We start from the raw sequence: 18,234 nt of genomic DNA, 5'->3' as shown, positions 1-18,234 counted from the left end.
CCGGTCGGCACGAGGCTCGCCGGCCCTGGTCTTCAGGGCTTGCCGGGTCCGGCCATCCAGGCCGGGGGACGTTTCTGCAGGAAGGCCGCGAAGCCTTCCCGCGCCTCTTCGCTCATGCGCTGGCGGGCGATGCGCCGTGCGGTCTCCTCGGCCGTCGCGGCATCGAGGGGGCGGCCGGCGATTGCAGCGATCAGGGCCTTGGCAGCCCCTTGCGCCTGCGGCCCGCCGGCCAGCAACGCATCCACCAGGCGGCCGACCGCGTCGTCGAGCCGCTCGGCGGAGACAACCTCGTGCACCAGGCCGATGGCCTTGGCGTCGGCGGCGGGAATCCGCTCGGCGGTCTGGAAGTAGCGCAGCGCCTGGCGCGGGCCGATGGCCCGCAGCACGTAGGGGCTGATGACCGCCGGGATGATTCCGAACTTCACCTCCGACGTGGAAAACACCGCGTCGTCCGCCGCCACCGCCATGTCGCAGGCCGCCGCCAGGCCGGTGCCACCGCCCAGCGCCGCCCCCTGCACGCGGGCGATGGTCGGCTTGGACAGCCCGGCCAGCGTCTGCAGCATGGCGGCGAAGCGGCGCGCATCGCTCAGGTTGTCGGCTTCGCTGCGAGCCGCCGCGCGCTGCATCCAGTTGAGATCGGCCCCGGCCGAGAAGTGGCGCCCGCGCCCTGCCAGCACCACCACGCGCACGCCGGCATCGGCCTCCACTTCGGCACACGCCGTGGCGAGCTCGTCGATCAACTGCTCGTCGAAGGCGTTGAACACCTCCGGCCGATTCATCCACAGCGTCGCCACCGGACCCTGGCGTTCGATCTGGAGACTCGTATAGGCGGTGTCGCTCATGGCGTCGTTCTCCGTCGTCATCGCTCAGTTGCTCAGCGTCCAGTCGCCGTTGCGCACTTCGAGCATGCGGAACGAGGACAGGTCGAGGCCCATGTGGTCGCTGGCGGACATGCTGACCTTGCCGCTGGTACCCACGTAGCCGCGGGTCGCCTCGAGGGCGTCGCGGACCTTGGCCTTGTCGGTGGCGCCGGCGCGCTTGATGGCCTCGACGGCGAGCATCAGGCCGTCATAGGCATAGCCGCCGAAGGTGGACACGTCCTGCTTGTAGCGCTCCCGGAAGGCCTTGTCGTAGGCCACCACCACCGGCTTCTGCGGATCGGCAGCGGGCAGCTTGTCCGGCACCAGCTGGGCCGGCGACGGCAGGCGGACGCCCTCCGCGGCAGGGCCGGCGAGCTTCAGGAACTCGTCCGAGGCCACGCCGTGGGACTGGTACAGCGGCAACGCGATACCGAGCTGGCGGTAGTTGCGGGTCACGATGGCCGGCCCCTGCCCCAGGCCGAACACGAAGATCGCCTGCACGCCGGGCGCCGACTTCAGTTTGGTGAGCTGCGGGCTCATGTCCGTATCCTTCGGCCCGTAGGTCTCGCTGGCCACCAGGCTGATGCCGTACCTGGCGGCCACCAGCTCGGCTTCCTTCTTGCCCGACTGGCCGAAGCCGCTGGTCTCGGACAGCAGCGCGATCCGCGTGAGGCCGCGCTTCTTCATGTCCTCGAAGACTTTCTCGGCCGCCATGCGGTCGGTGTGCGGCGTCTTGAAGACGAACTTCTTCACCGGCTCGACGATGACCACCGCGCCGGCCAGGGAGATGAAGGGCGTACCGGACTTCTCGGCCAGCGGCACCATCGCCATCGTCGCGCCAGTGGTGGTGCCGCCGATCAGCAGGTCCACCTTGTCGTCGTCCAGCAGGCGCTTGGCGAAGCCGTTGGCCTTGTTGGCGTCGCTGCCGTCGTCGTAATGGACCAGCTGCAGCGGCCGCCCGAGCACGCCGCCCTTCTTGTTGATGTCCTCCACGTACAGCTGCAGCGTCTTCAGTTCCGGGTCGCCGAGGAAGGCAGCCGGGCCGGTGACCGACAACACCGAGCCGATGCGGATCGGCTCGGCGGCCTGGGCGGCCAGGCTCGCCAGCGCCACGGCCGCGCCGGCGGCGAATTTCCTGAAAGTCTTATTCATTGGGTGTCTCCTCCTTGTCCTGCTTATGGTTGTCAGATGCGTTCGATGACCATCGCGATGCCCTGCCCGACGCCGATGCACATGGTGCAAAGGGCGTAGCGGCCGCCGCGGCGCTGCAGTTCGTAGAGGGCGGTGGTGACCAGCCGGGCGCCGCTCATGCCCAGCGGGTGGCCCATCGCGATGGCGCCACCGTTGGGATTGACCCGCGCCTCGTCGTCCGCTAGCCCGAGCTCGCGCAGCACCGCCAGGGACTGGGCGGCGAAGGCCTCGTTGAGTTCGATGACGTCCATCTGGTCGAGGCTCAGGCCGGTCTGGGCCAGCACCTTGCGCACCGCCAGCACCGGCCCGATGCCCATGATCCGCGGCGCCACGCCGGCGGTGGCCATGCCGACCACCCGCGCCCGCGGCGTCAGGCCATGGCGAGCCACCGCAGCGCCGGACGCCAGCAGCAGCGCACAGGCGCCGTCATTGACGCCGGACGCGTTGCCGGCAGTGACGCTCAACTCGGGGCCATTGACGCCCTTCAGGCGGGCCAGCGATTCCAGCGTGGTGTCGGGGCGCGGATGCTCGTCGGCGGCGAACAGCAGCTGCTCGCCTTTCTTGCGCGGGATCTCCACCGGCACCAGCTCGTCGGCGAAGCGCCCCGCTTCGTGGGCGGCGGCCCAGCGCTGCTGGGAGCGCAGCGCGAAGGCGTCCTGGTCGGCGCGGGCGATACCGAAGTCGGCCGCCACGTTGTCGGCGGTCTGCGGCATCGAGTGGGTACCGTGCAACTGGTGCATCAGCGGATTGACGAAGCGCCAGCCGATGGTGGTGTCGTAGATCGCGGCCTGGCGGGAGAAGGCCGCGTCGGCCTTGCCCATCACGAAGGGGGCGCGGGACATGCTCTCCACGCCGCCGGCGATCATCAAGCTGGTTTCGCCGGCCTTGATGGAGCGGGCCGCCAGGCCGACGGCGTCGAGGCCGGAGCCGCACAGGCGGTTGACCGTCGTACCCGGCACGTCGATGGGCAGCCCGGCCAGCAGGCCGGACATGCGCGCCACGTTGCGGTTGTCCTCTCCGGCCTGGTTGGCGCAGCCATAGACGATGTCGTCCACCGCCGCCCAGTCCACGCCCGGGTTACGGCGCATCAGGGCCTTGAGCGGCACGGCGCCGAGGTCGTCGGGCCGCACGGCCGCCAGCGTGCCGCCGTAGCGGCCGATGGGCGTGCGGATCGCGTCGCAGATGAGTGCTTCAGACATTCTTCATTCCTTCAAAAAACGCTCGATTGAGCGTGTGCAGAAATCGTCGCGAGCAGGCCCGAGGTCGCAATGAGGAGCGGAGCTGTACTGAAGTACAGCGAGCACCGGAATTACGAGATCGGGTCGCGCAGTAGATTTATGCGCATGCTCACAGCTGCTTCGGGCGCTGGTCGATGACGCGGCGGGCCTTGCCGGTCTGGGTGCGCGGAATGGTGTCGAAGTCCATCACCTGCACGCGGGTCGAGATGCCGATGAGGGTCTTGATGTGGTGGGCTACGCTGCGGCTGATCTCCTCGATGGCGCCACGGCCGACCTTGCCGGTGAGCTCCCGCTGCAGCTCGCAGCGCACCTCGACGTTGTCCAGGTGGCCGTCGCGGGTCAGCACGATCTGGTAATTACCGGTCAGGCGCGGCTCGCGCAGGATCTGCTCCTCGATCTGGGTCGGGAAGACATTCACGCCGCGCACGATCAGCATGTCGTCCGACCGCCCGACGATCTTGTCCATGCGCCGGAACGACCGCGAGGTCGGTGCGAGCAGACGGGTCAGGTCGCGGGTGCGGTAGCGGATGACCGGGAAACCCTCCTTGGTCAGCGAGGTGAACACCAGCTCGCCCTGCTCGCCGTCCGGCAGTACCTCGCCGGTTTCCGGATCGATGATCTCCGGGTAGAAATGGTCTTCCCAGATCACCGGACCGTCCTTGCTCTCGATGCACTCACAGGCCACGCCGGGGCCCATCACTTCGGTCAGGCCGTAGATGTCCACCGCGTCGAGCCCCAGCTTGCGCTCGATCTCGGCGCGCATGCCCTGCCCCCACGGCTCGGCGCCGAAGATGCCGACCTTGAGGGAGATCTCCTCCGGCGGAATGCCCAGGCGCTCGAACTCCTCGGCGATCACCAGCGAATAGGACGGGGTGACCATGATGATGTCCGGCCGGAAGTCGAGGATCTGCTGGACCTGCTTTTCGGTCTGGCCGCCGGACATCGGCACCACGGTGCAGCCGAGGCGCTCGACGCCGTAGTGGGCGCCGAGGCCGCCGGTGAACATGCCGTAGCCGTAGGCCACGTGGACCATGTCGCCGGGCCGGCCGCCGGCCGCGCGGATGGAGCGGGCAACGAGGTTGGCCCAGTTGCTCAGGTCGTTCTCGGTGTAGCCGACCACCACCGGCTTGCCGGTGGTGCCGCTGGAGGCGTGCAGGCGGCGGATCTCCTTCACGGGCACGGCGAACAGCCCGAAGGGGTAGTTGTCGCGCAGGTCCGACTTGGTCATGAAGGGGAAGCGACCCAGGTCGGCCAGGGACTTCAGGTCGTCCGGGTGGACGCCCTTCTCCACACACTTGCGGCGGTACGGCTCCACGTTGTCGTAGGTGTGGCGCACGGACCACTTGAGGCGCTCCAGCTGGAGCGCGGCAATCTCGTCGCGGCTGGCGGTCTCGATCGGATCGAGCTCACCGGGTTGGGGCAACTTGGCGGTCACGGGGTGTTTCTCCTCATCCTTTGTTGTCGATCACTTCGCCGGAGATCCGGTAGCTCTTGCCCCGGAACAGGGCGAGGGTCCGGCCTTCGCCGTCCCGCACGGTGGCGTCGTAAACGCCGGTGCGGCCGGAGGCGGACTGTTCGACGGCCTCTGCCTGCAGCGTGTCGCCTTCCCGCCCGGGGGCGAGGAAGTCGATATGGCACGCGGAGGCGACCGTGTTCTTGTTGTAACTGTTGCAGGCGTACGCGAAGGCGGTGTCCGCCAGCGTGAAGATCAGGCCACCGTGGCAGATGTGGTGGCCGTTGAGCATGTCCTCGCGGACCGGCATGGAGATCCGCGCGTAGCCGGGGCGGATCGCCTCGATGCGCATGCCAAGGGCCTGGGTGGCCCGATCGCGGGACCACATGCTGTCGGCGACGGCTTCGGCCAGCGCCTGGGCGTCGTCGGGGTGGTGTTCAGTCATGGATCTTCCTTCCGGCCAGCACCCGCTGCTGGATCAGCGGCGAGACCCGGTAGCGGTCTTCGCCATAGAACTGGGCCAGATTGGCGAGCACCGTGCAGATCGCCGGCAAGCCGACCAGATCGGCCCAGGCCAGCGGCCCACGGGGGTAATTGACGCCGAGGCGCATCGCCGCATCGGCGCCAGCCGCGTCGCAGACGCCCTGGTTCACCGCGTCCGCCGCTTCGTTGGCGAGCATCGCGACGGTGCGCATCACCGCCAGCCCCGGCACGTCGCCGAGACGCGAGACGGCGAAGCCCGCCGCCTGCAGCAGGCCGATGGCCGCGCCGACAGCCGGCGCCCAGCCATTGACGGCGGCGCCCACGGCGATGCGCGGCGCGCTGTGGTAATCCAGCGCGAGGTCGATCAGCACCAGGTTGGCAATGCCCGTTTCCGCTGCCCGCCGCGTCGCGGTGCGGCCATCGGTGACGAAGACCACCGCCTCGCCGACAGCTGCGATACGCTCGTCGCCGGCCGCGCCCCAGGTGTAGCCCACACCGCGCTCGTGGAGCCGGTCGGCCAGCGCCAGCGCCGCCGGGGATTCGCCGTACAGGGTGATCGCGCCCGGCAGGGTCTGGGCGACGGCCTCCTTCGGCTGCGGCCGTTCGGCGCCTTCCCGGTAATCGTAGAAACCACGGCCCGTCTTGCGCCCGAGGAAACCGGCGTCCACCAGCTCCTGCTGGATCAGCGACGGCGTGAAGCGCGGGTCGTTGTAGAAGGCCGACCACACGGAGCGCGTCACCGCGAAGTTCACGTCGTGGCCGATCATGTCCATCAGCTCGAAGGGACCCATGCGGAAACCACCGGCGTCCCGCAGCAGCGCGTCGAGGGTGGCGCAGTCCGCGCCGCCTTCGCCGAGGATGCGCAAGGCTTCGGCGTAGTACGGCCGGGCGACCCGATTGACGATGAAGCCGGGGGTCGAGCGGGCGTGCACCGGCGTCTTGCCCCAGGCCGCGGCGGTGGCGAACAGGGTTTCGGCCACGGCGGCATCGGTGGCCAGGCCGGAGACGATTTCCACCAGCGCCATCAGCGGCGCCGGGTTGAAGAAATGCAGGCCGGCCAGGCGCTCCGGCCGCTGCAGCGCGGCGCCGATGGCGGTCACCGAGATGGACGAGGTGTTGGTGCCGAACAGGCAGTCCGCCGCGACGATGTCTTCCAGGCTGCGGAACAGGCCCTGCTTGGCGCCCAGGTCCTCGACGATGGCCTCGATCACCAGCGCGGCATCGGCCAGTTCAGCCACGGCTTCCACGGCAATCAGGCGCTCGCCGGCGGTGCGGGCCGCGTCGGCATCCATGCGGCCCTTGTCGGCGAGCCGCGCGAACTGGGCGCGGATCGCCGCTACGGCCTGGGCCGCTGCACCGGGCCGGTTGTCCACCAGCTTGACGACATGCCCGGCGGCGGCCGCCACCTGGGCGATGCCGGCGCCCATCGCACCGGAACCGACCACAGCGACGACGGCAGAGGGATTCAAGGCAGCACTCACGCTCATTCCCCCGTGAACTTCGGTGCGCGCTTTTCCATGAAGGCGGCGACGCCTTCGGCGTAGTCCGCGCTCCAGCCCAGTTCGCGCATGAAGCCGCCCTCGAAGGAGAGCTGCTGCTCCAGCGTGTGGCCGGGCGCCGCGTGCAGGGCCTGGCGGGTGCGCACCAGCGCCTTCGTGGGCATGGCGGCGAGCTGGGTGGCGAGGCCGTCCACACGGGTGGCGAACTCGGCATCGTCGTAGGCGGCCCAGATCAGGCCCCAGTCGGCCGCCTTGTCGGCGGGCAACTTTTCGGCCAGCAGCGCCAGGCCCATCGCCCGCGCCATGCCGACCCGCTGGGGCAGGAACCAGGTGCCGCCGGTGTCGGGCACCAGGCCGATCTTGCTGAAGGCCTGCAGGAAGGACGCCGAGCGGGCCGCCACCACCAGATCGCAGGCCAGCGCCACGCTGGCGCCGGCACCGGCAGCGATGCCATTCACCGCGGCGATGGTCGGCACGCGCAGGTTCTGCAGGCGCAGCACCAGCGGCTTGTAGTTGCGCTCGACGACGTTGCCGATGTCGGGCATCGCCCCGTCGGGCGTCTTCGCCATGTCGGGGTCGGCCAGATCCTGGCCGGCGCAGAAGGCGCGCCCGGCGCCGGTCAGGACCAGCACGCGCACGCCCTTGTCGGCCTGCAGCGTGTCGAGGGCATGCCGCAGTTCGGCGTGCATCTCGCCGGTGAAGCTGTTGAGCTTGTCCGGGCGGTTGAGGGTCAGGCGAGCAACGCCCTCCTCCACCGTATAGAGGATGTTCCGGTATTCCATGACGGGGCTCCTTCAGGCGTGGTAGCGGCGCTGCACCACGCGGAAGCGGTTGGCGACGAAAGCCGAGTCGGCGTAGGCCGCGTTGGCCGCCGGGTTGCCGCCGGTGCCGTGGTAGTCGGAGAAGGCCGCCGACTGATTGACGAACACGCCGCCGCTCAGGTTGATGGACAGGGCGACCTTGCTGCGCCAGGTGGCCTTGGTCATCGCATCGAGCACGTCCTGGCGCGTCGAATAGACGCCGACCGTCAGTGCGCCGTGGGTGGCGACGACCCGCTCGGACAACGCGATGGCCGCCGCCGTATCGGCGGTCTTGACGATGAAGCTGATCGGGCCGAAGCGCTCTTCCATATAGAGCCGTTCGTCGGCCGCATCGCAGGCCAGCAGCACCGGCGTGCGCACGCGGGCCGCCGGGAAGTCCGGGTTCTCCAGCGTCTTCGAGGCCAGCACGACCTGCCCCAACTCGCCGCTGTCGGCCAGCGCGATGCGCTCGAGGGTGTCGTTGGACTGGATCGCGCCGAGCACCGCATGGGCGACCTCCGGCTTGGACAGGAAGCGCTCGACGGCGCGGGCCAGGTCGGCACACACCTCGTCGTAACTCTTGTGGCCTTCGTCGGTGTCGATGCCGCCGGCCGGGACGAAGATCGCCTGGGAGGTGGTGCACATCTGCCCGGAGTACAGGGACAGCGTGAAGGCCAGGTTGCCGAGCGTCGCCTTGTAGGCGTCCGTCGAGTCGATGACGATGTTGTTCACCCCGGCGAGCTCCGCATACACCTGGGCCTGGCGGCAGTTGTCGATGAGCCATTGGCCGAACACGTTGCTGCCGGTGAAATCCACCGACTTGATCGCCGGATGGGTGGCCAGCGCCTGGGTGGTGGCGCGCTTGTCGGTCACGCACAGGCTGACCAGATCGGGATTGAGGCCGTTCTCGGCCAGCACGGCGCGGATCGTCCGCACGGTGATGGCGGCCGGCAGGATCGCATTGCTGTGCGGCTTGACGATCACCCCGTTGCCGGTGGCCAGCGCGGCGAAGAGGCCCGGATAGGTGTTCCAGGTCGGGAAGGTGCCGCAGCCGATCACCAGCGCCACGCCGCGCCCGACGATCTCGAAGTGCTTCTTCATCACCAGCGGCGGGTTCTTGCCCTGGGGCTTTTCCCAGTGGGCCTCGGCGGGGACGAAGCTCTGTTCGCGCCAGGCGTAGGCGAGCGCTTCGAGGCCGCGGTCCTGCGCATGGGGCGCACCGGCCTGGAAGGCCATCATCCAGCCCTGCCCGGTGGTCTGCATGACCGCGTGGGCGATCTCGAAGCTCTGCTTGTTGAGGCGGTCGAGGATTTCCAGGCAGATGCCGGTCCGTCCCTGGGCGCCGACCGCCTGCCATTCCGTCATGGCCGTCTGTGCGGCTTCGATCAGCGCGTCCGGCGTGCACACCGGGTAGCTCGTGCCCAGCTCGACGCCGTAGGGCGAAGTCTCGCCGCCGTGCCAGCCGGTCTGGCCGGGCTGCCCCAGCTCGAAGTGCTGCCCCTTGTGGGCTTCGAATGCGCGGCGGCCGTCTTCAGGCGCGGTTTCGCCGTACAGCTTGGGACTGGGCATTTCCGGGTAGGCCGACCAGTAGCCCCGGGTGGCGATGGCCGCCAGGGCGCCATCGAGCGTGCTGCGATGCTTCTCGAACAGGGGGTGCGTCATCTTGTGTCTCCGTCGGGTTTGTTCTCCTGATCTAAACGTTACAAATCGAACTGATCCAAGTCAATGCTTGGTATCGAATTTTTCTGCTAGAAAGATTCTGAGTTACGTTTAACGGAACTAGTTTCTCTGTTTATTTTCGTTTTAAAACATTAATTTAATAGATTTCTCCGCCAATCAAAGCCGGCAGCGCCAGCAACAAAGCGATTCAATCTGTGCCCACCCTGAGATCTATTTGATACATATTTATTGACGAAATACATTTTTATGTATCACTATTGACCACGCACTCCGGATGGTCTTGCTGCCGGGTGCAAACACCAATCAAACAGGAGGAGCACGATGAGCAGTCACAAGGAACGTTTCGCCGACAAGATGGAATTTCCGCCGGCCACCCCGCAGCCCAACGTCTATCCGCTGTCATGGCACAGCAATACGAAGAAGTTGCAGGAAGTGTGGGAAGCCTCGCTGCGCGAGAACTGGGACCCGGAAAAGCTGCCGTGGGACACCCTGGATCTGGACAGCTACAGCTGGGAGGAGCGCGAGGCCATCGCCTACTGGTGGAGCCTGCTGTCGGTGTTCGACGCCTCGGCACCGCCGGTTTTTGCCGAGGCGCTGGTCAAGACCTACGAGGTCCATGAGGAAGACCCGGTGCGCAAGTGCTTCTTCTCGGTGACCCGCGACGAGCAGAACCACGAGATCATGTGCGGGCTGGCGATCACCCGCCTGCTCGGCCATCCCGACCCGCTCACCTATGTGCCGAAGACCGAACTCGGCAAGCGCCTGCAGAAGAACGTGCACTGGCTGTATTTCAACGGCGGCCGCTACTGGAGCGGCTACAAGCAGGCGGTGCCCAAGTACGACCTCGCCGTGCTGTTCAGCTCCTTCCTGATGGGCGAGATCGCCGCCGCCACCATCTTCAAGCAGATGTACGAGAACTCCCGTGAAGCGGTGTTCAAGGAAGGCTTCCGCAACATCGGCCGCGACGAAGGCCGCCACATGGCGATCTGCATGGCGGTGATGGAGCGCGACTACCCGGGCCTCGCCCCCGAGACGCGGGCCATCGTCACCAAGCAGATCCGCGCCGGCTACCTGTTCCTGTCCGCCGTGCTGTTCGAGCCGCCGATGGAGTTCTGGGACCTGCCGGCCGACTTCATCGCCAACCAGCGCGAGGCGGAGGAAGTGGCCCGCGCCGCCGGCTTCGGCATCCCCACCTATGAGGCCAAGCTGCAGAACTGGAAGAGCGCCATGCTCAACCTGAAGGGCGTGCTCGACCGCTACGACATCCCCTTCCCCGCCATTCCTGAAGTCGGGATCTCCGGGCAGGAGATCAGCGACATCGAGATGGAAGACATCATCCCGGTGTTCTGACGGAGAGGCCGCCATGTCCCGCATCATCATGCAAGCATCGGGTCGCTCGGTGGACTGCGCCTACGGCGACACCGTGCTGATGGCCCTCGAGAAGGCCGGCTACGCGCTGCCCAACAACTGCCGCGCCGGCGCCTGCGGCGAGTGCAAGGTCAAGGTCGTGTCCGGCCAGTTCGATCAGGGCATGGTCCTGGACATGGCCCTCTCCGCCGACGAGCGTCGGCAGGGCTACGGCCTGATGTGCATGGCCAAGCCCCTGTCCGACGAGCTGGTCATCGACTGGGGCAGCGAAGACGCCCGCCCCAAGCTGTTCCCGCCGCGGGAAGACGCGCTGTTCGTGGTTACCGACAAGCACACGGTCGCTGAACGGGTGGTCGAGCTGCGCCTGCGCCCGGTGGGCCAGCCGATCCGCTACTGGCCCGGCCAGTACGTGACCCTCGGCAACCCGCGCGCCGGCATCCCGGCCCGCGCCTACTCCATCGCCGGCGCTCCGCGCCCGGACGGGGAGATCGTGCTGCAGGTCGCCCGTGCCGACGACGGCCTCACCAGCGCATGGATCCACGACACGCTGGCCATCGGCGACAGCGTCAAGCTGTCCGGCGCCTACGGTACCTTCATCGGCGATCCCGGCGTCGACACGCCGGTACTGTGCCTCGCCGCCGGCACCGGGCTGGCACCGATCCTGGCCCTCACCGAGGCAGCGCTGCGGCGCGGCTTCCGCCGCCCGGTCACGCTCCTGTGCTCAGCGCGCACCGAAGCCGACCTGTACGGCCGCGGGCTGATGGCCTGGTGGCGCACCAAGCACCGCAATTTCGACTACGCCTTCACGCTCACCCGCGAGGAACGTGGGGGCTACCTGCACGGCCGCATCGACACGGTGCTGCCGGCACGTTTTCCGGACCTGTCGCGGCACACCGTCTTCGCCGCCGGCAGCCCGGCCTTCGTGGACAGCTGCGTCACCGCCGTGCGGGCGCTGGGGGCAAAGCCGGAGCAAATCCACAGCGAAGGTTTCTTCGCGCAACAACAGGCGGTGGACGTAGACCTAGCCCCCCTGCTCGCCTTCTGAGCTCCGCGGCCCGGCCTTGCCCGGCGGGCCGCGCTACCCAGACCGGGAGGGAGTCGCTACACTCCCCGGCTTCGCCGAAGATCCGCCACCCCGTCCCGTGCTCCCCCCGATCCAGCAACGCCTCGAAGACTTCCGCCAGCAGGGCCGCGTGCAGGCTGGCTCCCTGATCATCTCCGTGTTCGGCGATGCGGTGCTGCCGCGGGGAGGCCGGATCTGGCTGGGCAGCCTGATCCGCCTGCTCGAACCCATCGAGCTCAACGAGCGGCTGATCCGCACCTCGGTGTTCCGGCTCGCCAAGGAAGAATGGCTGCGCACCGAACCTTCAGGCCGGCGCACCGACTACCTGCTGACGCCGTCCGGCCAGCGGCGCTTCGAAGAAGCCTCGCGCCACATCTACGCCTCCAACGCGCCCCTGTGGGACCGCCGCTGGCGCCTGATCCTGACGGTCGGCGAGCTGACGCCGAAGGAGCGCGACCACCTGCGCCGCGCGCTGTTCTGGCAGGGCTTCGGCGCCCTCGGCGGCGACTGCTTCGTGCACCCCGGCGCGGATCTGCCCACCGCCTTCGACGCGCTGATCGCCGAGGGCCTGGGCGATGTGCTCGGCAAGCTCAAGCCGCTGGTGGCGGCCGACGCGCAACTCGGCGGCTCGGCCAGCGATCACGAAATGGTGCACGGCGCCTGGAACCTGCAGGAACTGGCCGACATGTACGCCGGCTTCGTCGCCCGCTACCAGCCGGTGCTCGGCCAGTTGCGCGACGGCCAGGACGCAGTGGACGACGAAAGCGCCTTTCTGCTGCGCGTGCTGCTGATCCACGACTACCGGCGCCTGCTGCTGCGCGACCCGGAACTGCCCGACGTGCTGCTGCCCACCGGCTGGCCGGGGCAACAGGCACGCATGCTGTGCCGCGAAATCTACCGCCGCCTGCTGACGCCCTCCGAACGCCACCTGGACCGGCATTTCCAGCTGGCCGACGGCCACACGCCGGAAGCCTCGCCCGCCCTGCTCGAACGCTTCCGCGAGGCCGACCCGCTGGCCTGAGCCAGCCCTCGGGTGCGGAGCTCGCCCCCAGCCGGACATTGCTCTTGTCATGCAACTCTCCTGCGCGTCTAATGCGCGGCTTTTTCATTGGAAGGGCCGCAAACGATGTACTCCTCCACCTTCATCTTCGCTGCGAAGCCTTTCGACGCGGAATTCCACCGTCTCGACGATGCCATCGCCAGCGCCGCCCGGACGATTCCGGGCTACCTCGGCGAAACCACCTGGGAAAATCCGCAAACCGGCCTCGTCTCCAATGTGTACTACTGGGACAGCCTGGAGGCCCTGCAATCCCTGGTCACTCACCCCCTCCACCTGGAAGCCAAGGAAAAACAGGCGCGCTGGCTTGACGGCTACCAGGTCATCATCTCCCAGGTGCTGCGCACCTATGGAGACGGCCGCCTCGGCGGATTGCCCGGACCTTTCTGACGGGCCCGTTCACCCTTCCTTCTGCCGCAGGGCCACCAGCGGCACCACGTCCGGAATGTGGATGCGCGGGCGGTCCGGCTCTACGGCCGTCAGCGGCGCGGTCTCCACCAGCGTGGCCAGGCAACGGCGGGTCAGGTCCTGGTAGGTGGCGGTGCCTTCGCCCTTCCAGCGGATCTCCTCTTCCGTCAGCGCCCGCACGACCTTGGCCGGCATGCCCGCCACCAGCATCCGCGGCGGAATCTCCATGCCGGCCTTGACGAAGGCCGAGGCCGCGACGATAGCTTCTTCGCCGATCACCGCGTTGTCCATGATCACCGCGTTCATGCCCACCAGCGCATTGCGCCCGACCCGGCAGCCGTGCAGCACCGCGCCGTGGCCAATGTGGCCGTCCTCCTCGACCACCGTGTCGGTGCCGGGAAAGCCGTGCATCACGCAGGTATCCTGCAGATTGGCGCCGCGCTCCAGGATCAGCCGGCCGAAGTCGCCGCGCAGGCTGGCACACGGACCGACGTAGCAGCCGGGGCCGACGATCACGTCGCCGATCAGCACTGCGGAAGGATGCACATAGGCGCTCGGATCGACCACCGGCACGATGCCGTCGATGGCGTAGACTTTCAGGGAATTCACTGCTGTTCTCCTTTTTGGGTTGTTGTGTTACATCTTCATCGATATTTTCGTATTTTTGTAATTATTTCGGCGAGCGAACGATGAGCGAAGACCTGGAAGGGAAACACGGCGTCCAGTCCCTGGAGGTGGGCATGAGCATCCTCCGGGCCATGACCACCGGCAAACGCTCGATGATGCTGAAGGACATCGCCGCCGCCGCCGGCATGCCGCCGTCCAAGGCCCACCGCTACCTGGTCAGCCTGATCCGCAGCGGCCTCGTCGAACAGGACCCGCAGACTTCCCGCTACGACCTCGGCCCCTTCGCGCTGAGCCTCGGGCTCGTCGCCCTCGACCGCATCGACCGCATACGCCTGGGTCTCAACGCAATCACCGACCTGCGCGACGCGGTCAACGAGACCACCGCCCTCGCGGTATGGAGCGACAACGGGCCAGTGGTGGTGCGCTGGGAGCGGCCGCGTCGGCCGATCACCGTCAATGTGGTCACCGGTACCACGCTCGGCCTGCTCAGCTCCGCAGTCGGCCAGGTGTTCTGCGCGTGGCTGCCGGAGCGCCAGGTCGAACCGCTGATCCAGCGGGAGATTGAAGCCGGCCGCAGCCAGGCCGGCATCGCCAGTATGGACGACGCGCGCCAGCTGCTCGCCGACGTCCGCGCCCGCGGCCTGTCGGTGATTTCCGGCAACTACATCCTGCGCGGTGTCGAAGCTGTCGCAGCACCGGTCTTCAACTTCAAGAACGAGATCACACTCGCCATCGTCCTCGTCGCCGTCGAAGGCTCGATGGACCTCACCGAGCACAGCCCCACCCTGGCCGCCCTGCACGACGCCGCCCACGCCCTGTCCCAGCGCCTCGGCGCCACCCTCTGATCCTCTCTCCCTGAAGCAGGCCTGCCGCTTCGTCCGGCAGCGCTTTCGCTCGCCTTCTCGAAAATTGGATACATAAATTTTCGTTGACGTTGTTTTTTGTATCACTTCTAATAAACAGAACAAATTACAAAATACAGAACACCGTCAGCGCCCGCGCTGGCGCCATCCAAGGAGGAGACCCCGATGCACGTCCGACACTTCGCAGTTCGACCGGGAGGCCGCCGCTGATGCTTGCCCAGTTCCTGCAGTTCCTTTTTTCCGGCATCACCGTCGGTGCCACCTACGCGCTGGCGGCCCTCGGCTTCACGCTGATCTACAACGCCAGCAACGTCATCAACTTCGCCCAGGGCGAGTTCATCATGCTGGGCGGCATGCTCGCGGTGTTCTTCGCCCAGTCCGGCCTGCCGCTGCCGGCGGCCATGATGCTGGCGATCCTGGTGCCTGCCGGCATCGGCGTGCTGATCGAGAAGCTGGCCATCGAGCCGGTGAAAGGCGCCGAAACGGTGAGCCTGATCATCATCACCATCGGCGCCTCGCTGGTGATCCGCGGGCTGGCGGCGGTCGGCTTCGGCAAGGGCACCTTCAGCCTGCCGGCCTTCTCCGGCGAGACGCCCATCGACGTGCTCGGCGCCACCCTGATGCCGCAGAGCCTGTGGGTGCTGGGCGTTACCGCCGCCGCGGTCGGCGCGCTGTGGTACTTCTTCAACTACAGCCTGGCCGGCAAGGCCATGCTGGCCACCGCCTGCAACCGCATGGCGGCGCAACTGGTCGGCATCGACACCAACGGCGTGCTGTTCCTCAGCTTCGCGCTGTCTGCTGGCATGGGCGCCCTCGGCGGCATCCTCATCGCACCGCTGACCCTCACCGCCTACGACGTAGGCGTGATGCTGGGCCTCAAGGGCTTCGTCGCGGCGGTGCTGGGCGGACTCGGCAACGGCCTCGGTGCAGTGGTCGGCGGGCTGCTGGTCGGGCTCATCGAGGCCCTCGGCGCCGGCTACATCTCGTCGGCCTACAAGGACGCGATCCCCTTCGTACTGATCCTGCTGATCCTCTTCTTCATGCCCCGCGGCCTGTTCGGCGCGCGCCTCACCGAACGGGTGTAAGCCATGCGAGCCTCTCCCTACATCGGCCTGCACATCGTCATCGCGATCCTCGCGCTGCTGCCCTTCGTACTGCCCAACAGCTTCTACATGGACCTGGCGATCCGCATGGCGATCAACGCGGTCATCGTCCTAGGCCTCAACCTACTGATCGGCTTCGCCGGCCAGATCAGCCTCGGCCACGCCGGCTTCCTCGGCATCGGCGCCTACGCGTCGGCGGTGCTGCCGACCCATTTCAACCTGCATCCGCTGCTCGCCATGGGTGTCGGCGCCGCGCTGGCCGGCTTGCTGGCCGCGCTGGTGGCGCGCCCGATCTTCCGCCTGAAGGGCAACTACCTGGCGATGGCGACCCTCGGCCTGGGCATCATCCTCAACATCGCGCTGCGCAACGAGGCGGCGTGGACCGGCGGCCCCGACGGCATGCCGGTGCCAGCCCTCGGCCTGGCCGGCTTCGAGCTGAACGGCGACCGCCAGTGGTACTGGGTCGTCGCCGCGCTGCTGGCGGTCAGCGTGTGGGCCTCCCTCAACCTCATCGACTCGCCCTTCGGCCGAGCGCTGCGCGCCCTCCACGGCTCCGAGGTGGCGGCCCGCGTAGTGGGCGTAGACGTGGCCCGCTACAAGCTCGCCATCTTCGTGATGTCGGCGGTCTTCGCCAGCCTGATGGGCAGCGTGACCGCCCATTACATCGGCTTCGTGACGCCCGGCGTGGCCGACTTCTTCCACTCCATCGAGCTGGTGACGATGGTCGTCATCGGCGGCATGGCCTCGGTGTATGGCTCCCTGATCGGTGCCGTGCTGCTCACCGCCCTGCCCCAGGCGCTGGCCACCTTCGAGGGCTGGGAGACGGTAGTTTTCGGCGCGATCCTGATGCTGAGCATGATCTTCCTGCCCCGCGGCCTGGTCCCGACCCTGACCGCCCGTTTCGGGAGGGGCGCATGATGCCGCTGCTCGAAGTCTCCGCCCTGTCCATCCACTTCGGCGGCGTGAAGGCCGTGCAGGACGTCAGCTTCAACATCGACGCCGGCGTGGTGTACGCGGTCATCGGCCCCAACGGCGCCGGTAAGACCACCCTGTTCAACCTGATCACCGGCGTCTACCGGCCGACCCACGGCGACATCCGCCTGGACGGCGAGACCATCGCCGGCCGCTCGCCGGAAGCCCTGGCCCGGCGCGGCGTGGCGCGCACCTTCCAGAACCTGCAGGTGTGCATGAACATGAGCGCCCTCGAAAACGTGATGGTCGGCGCCCACCTGCGCCTCGACCGCAACCTGCTCAAGGCCGCGCTGCGTTTTCCGAGTCTCGCCCGGCGGGACACCGAGCTGCGCGACGAGGCCGCCGAGCTGATGCGCTTCGTCGGCCTTGCCGACTACCTGTCGGCCCGCGCCGACGCCATGCCCTATGGCGCCCTCAAGCGCCTGGAGATCGCCCGGGCGCTGGCCATGCGGCCGCGCCTGCTGTTCCTCGACGAACCGGCCGCCGGCCTCAACCCCAGCGAAACCCTGGAGGTAGACGCGCTGGTGCGGCGCATCGCCGACTCCGGCGTGACCGTCGTCCTGGTCGAGCACGACATGAAGATGGTCATGAACCTGTCCGACCGCATCCTGGTGCTCGACTACGGCCGCAAGCTGGCCGAAGGCAACGCCGCCGAAGTCCGCCGCAACCCGGACGTGATCGCCGCCTACCTGGGCGCCCACGCCTGACCCCCGGAGCATCGCCCGATGGAAATCGCCCTGTCCCGCAGTGCCAACCCCATGGCCCCGTCCACTCCACTTCCGATCCCGTCGGGTCCGCTTGCCGCAAGCAATGCAGCGCCCCTGCTCCGCGTCGAAGGGCTGACCAGCGCCTACGGCCGCATCCAGGCCCTCAAGGGCATCAGCATTGAACTGCGCCGCGGCGAAACCGTGGCCCTGGTCGGCGCCAACGGCGCCGGCAAGACCACTTTCCTGCGCGCCCTGTCCGGCGTGCAGCCGATCAGCGGCGGCCGCATCCTCTTCGACGGGGAGGACATCTCCGGGCTGCGCGCCGACAAGCGCATGCGCCGCGGCATCTGCCAGTCGCCGGAAGGCCGCCAGGTCTTCGGTCCGCTGTCCATCGAGGACAACCTGCGCCTCGGCGCCTACACCCAGCCGCGCCAGCAGGTGGCCGACGACCTGGAGCGCGTCTATAGCCTGTTCCCGGTGCTCGCCGAAAAGCGCCGCCTGCCCGCCGGCACCCTGTCCGGCGGGCAGCAGCAGATGCTGGCCATCGGCCGCGCGCTGATGGGCCAGCCGCGCCTGCTGCTGCTCGACGAACCGTCGATGGGCCTCGCGCCGCTGCTGGTGGAAGAGGTCTTCGCCGTGGTGAAGGCCCTCAAGGCCGAAGGCATGAGCATCGTGCTCGCCGAACAGAACGCCTTCGCCGCCCTGGCCCTGGCCGACCGGGGCTATGTGCTGGAAACCGGCACCGTTGCCCTCGAAGGCAGCGGCACCGAGCTGATCGGCAACGAGCAGGTACGCAGCGCGTATCTGGGAATGTAATGGCAGACCGGGCACGCACGCTGTAGCAATCAAGAAAGAACGGCCT

The 18,234-nt window shown here is 67.9% G+C and carries 18 protein-coding genes; 9 read left to right on the top strand and 9 right to left on the bottom strand.

The genetic code is table 11. The features are described 5' to 3' along the window. Positions 1 to 32 precede the first annotated feature (32 nt). The 8 genes from AC1PQG_RS10010 to paaN all read right to left on the bottom strand — a co-directional run bounded on the left by AC1PQG_RS10010 (position 33) and on the right by paaN (position 9,186). Positions 33 to 842: an enoyl-CoA hydratase-related protein gene (locus tag AC1PQG_RS10010; RefSeq protein ID WP_481122417.1), complete on the bottom strand. Its 810-nt coding sequence runs from the start codon at positions 840 to 842 to the stop codon at positions 33 to 35. A 24-nt stretch (positions 843 to 866) separates the two neighbouring features. Further along, positions 867 to 2,012, bottom strand: a complete 1,146-nt coding sequence (locus AC1PQG_RS10005; protein WP_481122416.1) for an ABC transporter substrate-binding protein — start codon at positions 2,010 to 2,012, stop codon at positions 867 to 869. Between the two features lie 32 nt (positions 2,013 to 2,044). Next, positions 2,045 to 3,250, bottom strand: a complete 1,206-nt coding sequence (gene pcaF, locus AC1PQG_RS10000) for a 3-oxoadipyl-CoA thiolase (RefSeq protein ID WP_481122415.1) — start codon at positions 3,248 to 3,250, stop codon at positions 2,045 to 2,047. Positions 3,251 to 3,398: 148 nt separating this feature from the next. Further along, positions 3,399 to 4,724 carry a phenylacetate--CoA ligase PaaK gene (paaK, locus tag AC1PQG_RS09995; RefSeq protein ID WP_481122414.1) on the bottom strand — a complete coding sequence of 442 codons (1,326 nt, stop codon included), beginning with the start codon at positions 4,722 to 4,724 and terminating at the stop codon, positions 3,399 to 3,401. A gap of 13 nt (positions 4,725 to 4,737) precedes the next feature. After that, positions 4,738 to 5,187 carry a hydroxyphenylacetyl-CoA thioesterase PaaI gene (gene paaI / locus AC1PQG_RS09990; protein WP_481122413.1) on the bottom strand — a complete coding sequence of 150 codons (450 nt, stop codon included), beginning with the start codon at positions 5,185 to 5,187 and terminating at the stop codon, positions 4,738 to 4,740. Beyond that, positions 5,180 to 6,712 (bottom strand): 3-hydroxyacyl-CoA dehydrogenase PaaH, encoded by a 1,533-nt coding sequence (gene paaH, locus AC1PQG_RS09985; RefSeq protein WP_481122412.1) that lies wholly within the window; start codon positions 6,710 to 6,712, stop codon positions 5,180 to 5,182. Before paaH ends, paaI begins: the two co-directional genes overlap by 8 nt. Then, positions 6,709 to 7,506 (bottom strand): 2-(1,2-epoxy-1,2-dihydrophenyl)acetyl-CoA isomerase PaaG, encoded by a 798-nt coding sequence (gene paaG / locus AC1PQG_RS09980; RefSeq protein WP_481122411.1) that lies wholly within the window; start codon positions 7,504 to 7,506, stop codon positions 6,709 to 6,711. The genes paaH and paaG overlap by 4 nt, the downstream gene beginning before the upstream one ends. 12 nt (positions 7,507 to 7,518) lie before the next feature. Next, positions 7,519 to 9,186, bottom strand: coding sequence for a phenylacetic acid degradation protein PaaN (gene paaN, locus AC1PQG_RS09975; RefSeq protein ID WP_481122410.1), 1,668 nt, complete (start codon positions 9,184 to 9,186; stop codon positions 7,519 to 7,521). Positions 9,187 to 9,525: 339 nt separating this feature from the next. Between paaN and AC1PQG_RS09970 the strand changes: the two genes are divergently transcribed. The 4 genes from AC1PQG_RS09970 (at position 9,526) to AC1PQG_RS09955 (ending at position 13,082) form a co-directional block, all read left to right on the top strand. Further along, positions 9,526 to 10,554 (top strand): hypothetical protein, encoded by a 1,029-nt coding sequence (locus tag AC1PQG_RS09970; protein ID WP_481122409.1) that lies wholly within the window; start codon positions 9,526 to 9,528, stop codon positions 10,552 to 10,554. A 13-nt stretch (positions 10,555 to 10,567) separates the two neighbouring features. Further along, positions 10,568 to 11,617: a 2Fe-2S iron-sulfur cluster-binding protein gene (locus AC1PQG_RS09965; RefSeq protein WP_481122408.1), complete on the top strand. Its 1,050-nt coding sequence runs from the start codon at positions 10,568 to 10,570 to the stop codon at positions 11,615 to 11,617. A 97-nt stretch (positions 11,618 to 11,714) separates the two neighbouring features. Further along, positions 11,715 to 12,656, top strand: coding sequence for a phenylacetic acid degradation operon negative regulatory protein PaaX (paaX, locus tag AC1PQG_RS09960; RefSeq protein WP_481122407.1), 942 nt, complete (start codon positions 11,715 to 11,717; stop codon positions 12,654 to 12,656). 105 nt (positions 12,657 to 12,761) lie between these two features. Further along, complete coding sequence (locus AC1PQG_RS09955; RefSeq protein WP_481122406.1) at positions 12,762 to 13,082, top strand: antibiotic biosynthesis monooxygenase family protein; 321 nt, start codon at positions 12,762 to 12,764, stop codon at positions 13,080 to 13,082. Positions 13,083 to 13,091: 9 nt separating this feature from the next. Here AC1PQG_RS09955 and paaY read toward each other — a convergent pair whose 3' ends face one another. Further along, the gene (gene paaY / locus AC1PQG_RS09950; RefSeq protein WP_481122405.1) at positions 13,092 to 13,709 is read right to left on the bottom strand and encodes a phenylacetic acid degradation protein PaaY; all 618 of its coding nucleotides are present in this window, start codon (positions 13,707 to 13,709) and stop codon (positions 13,092 to 13,094) included. Between the two features lie 80 nt (positions 13,710 to 13,789). On the opposite strand from paaY, the gene AC1PQG_RS09945 reads away from it, so the two are divergent. The 5 genes from AC1PQG_RS09945 to AC1PQG_RS09925 all read left to right on the top strand — a co-directional run bounded on the left by AC1PQG_RS09945 (position 13,790) and on the right by AC1PQG_RS09925 (position 18,188). After that, the gene (locus AC1PQG_RS09945; protein ID WP_481122404.1) at positions 13,790 to 14,572 is read left to right on the top strand and encodes an IclR family transcriptional regulator; all 783 of its coding nucleotides are present in this window, start codon (positions 13,790 to 13,792) and stop codon (positions 14,570 to 14,572) included. A gap of 227 nt (positions 14,573 to 14,799) precedes the next feature. Then, on the top strand, positions 14,800 to 15,675 hold the full coding sequence (locus AC1PQG_RS09940) for a branched-chain amino acid ABC transporter permease (protein ID WP_481122403.1): 876 nt from the start codon (positions 14,800 to 14,802) through the stop codon (positions 15,673 to 15,675). Between the two features lie 3 nt (positions 15,676 to 15,678). Continuing rightward, entirely contained in the window at positions 15,679 to 16,611 is a 933-nt protein-coding gene (locus AC1PQG_RS09935; protein WP_481122402.1) for a branched-chain amino acid ABC transporter permease, read from the top strand. Then, positions 16,608 to 17,372: an ABC transporter ATP-binding protein gene (locus AC1PQG_RS09930; protein ID WP_481122401.1), complete on the top strand. Its 765-nt coding sequence runs from the start codon at positions 16,608 to 16,610 to the stop codon at positions 17,370 to 17,372. Before AC1PQG_RS09935 ends, AC1PQG_RS09930 begins: the two co-directional genes overlap by 4 nt. Positions 17,373 to 17,390: 18 nt before the next feature. Then, positions 17,391 to 18,188, top strand: a complete 798-nt coding sequence (locus tag AC1PQG_RS09925) for an ABC transporter ATP-binding protein (protein ID WP_481122400.1) — start codon at positions 17,391 to 17,393, stop codon at positions 18,186 to 18,188. The last annotated feature ends 46 nt before the right edge of the window (positions 18,189 to 18,234 follow it).

The organism is Zoogloea sp. GDB6, from assembly GCF_056724105.1.
The sequence above is the reverse complement of the archived record's forward strand: the minus strand, read 5'-3'. Positions and strand labels throughout refer to the sequence as shown.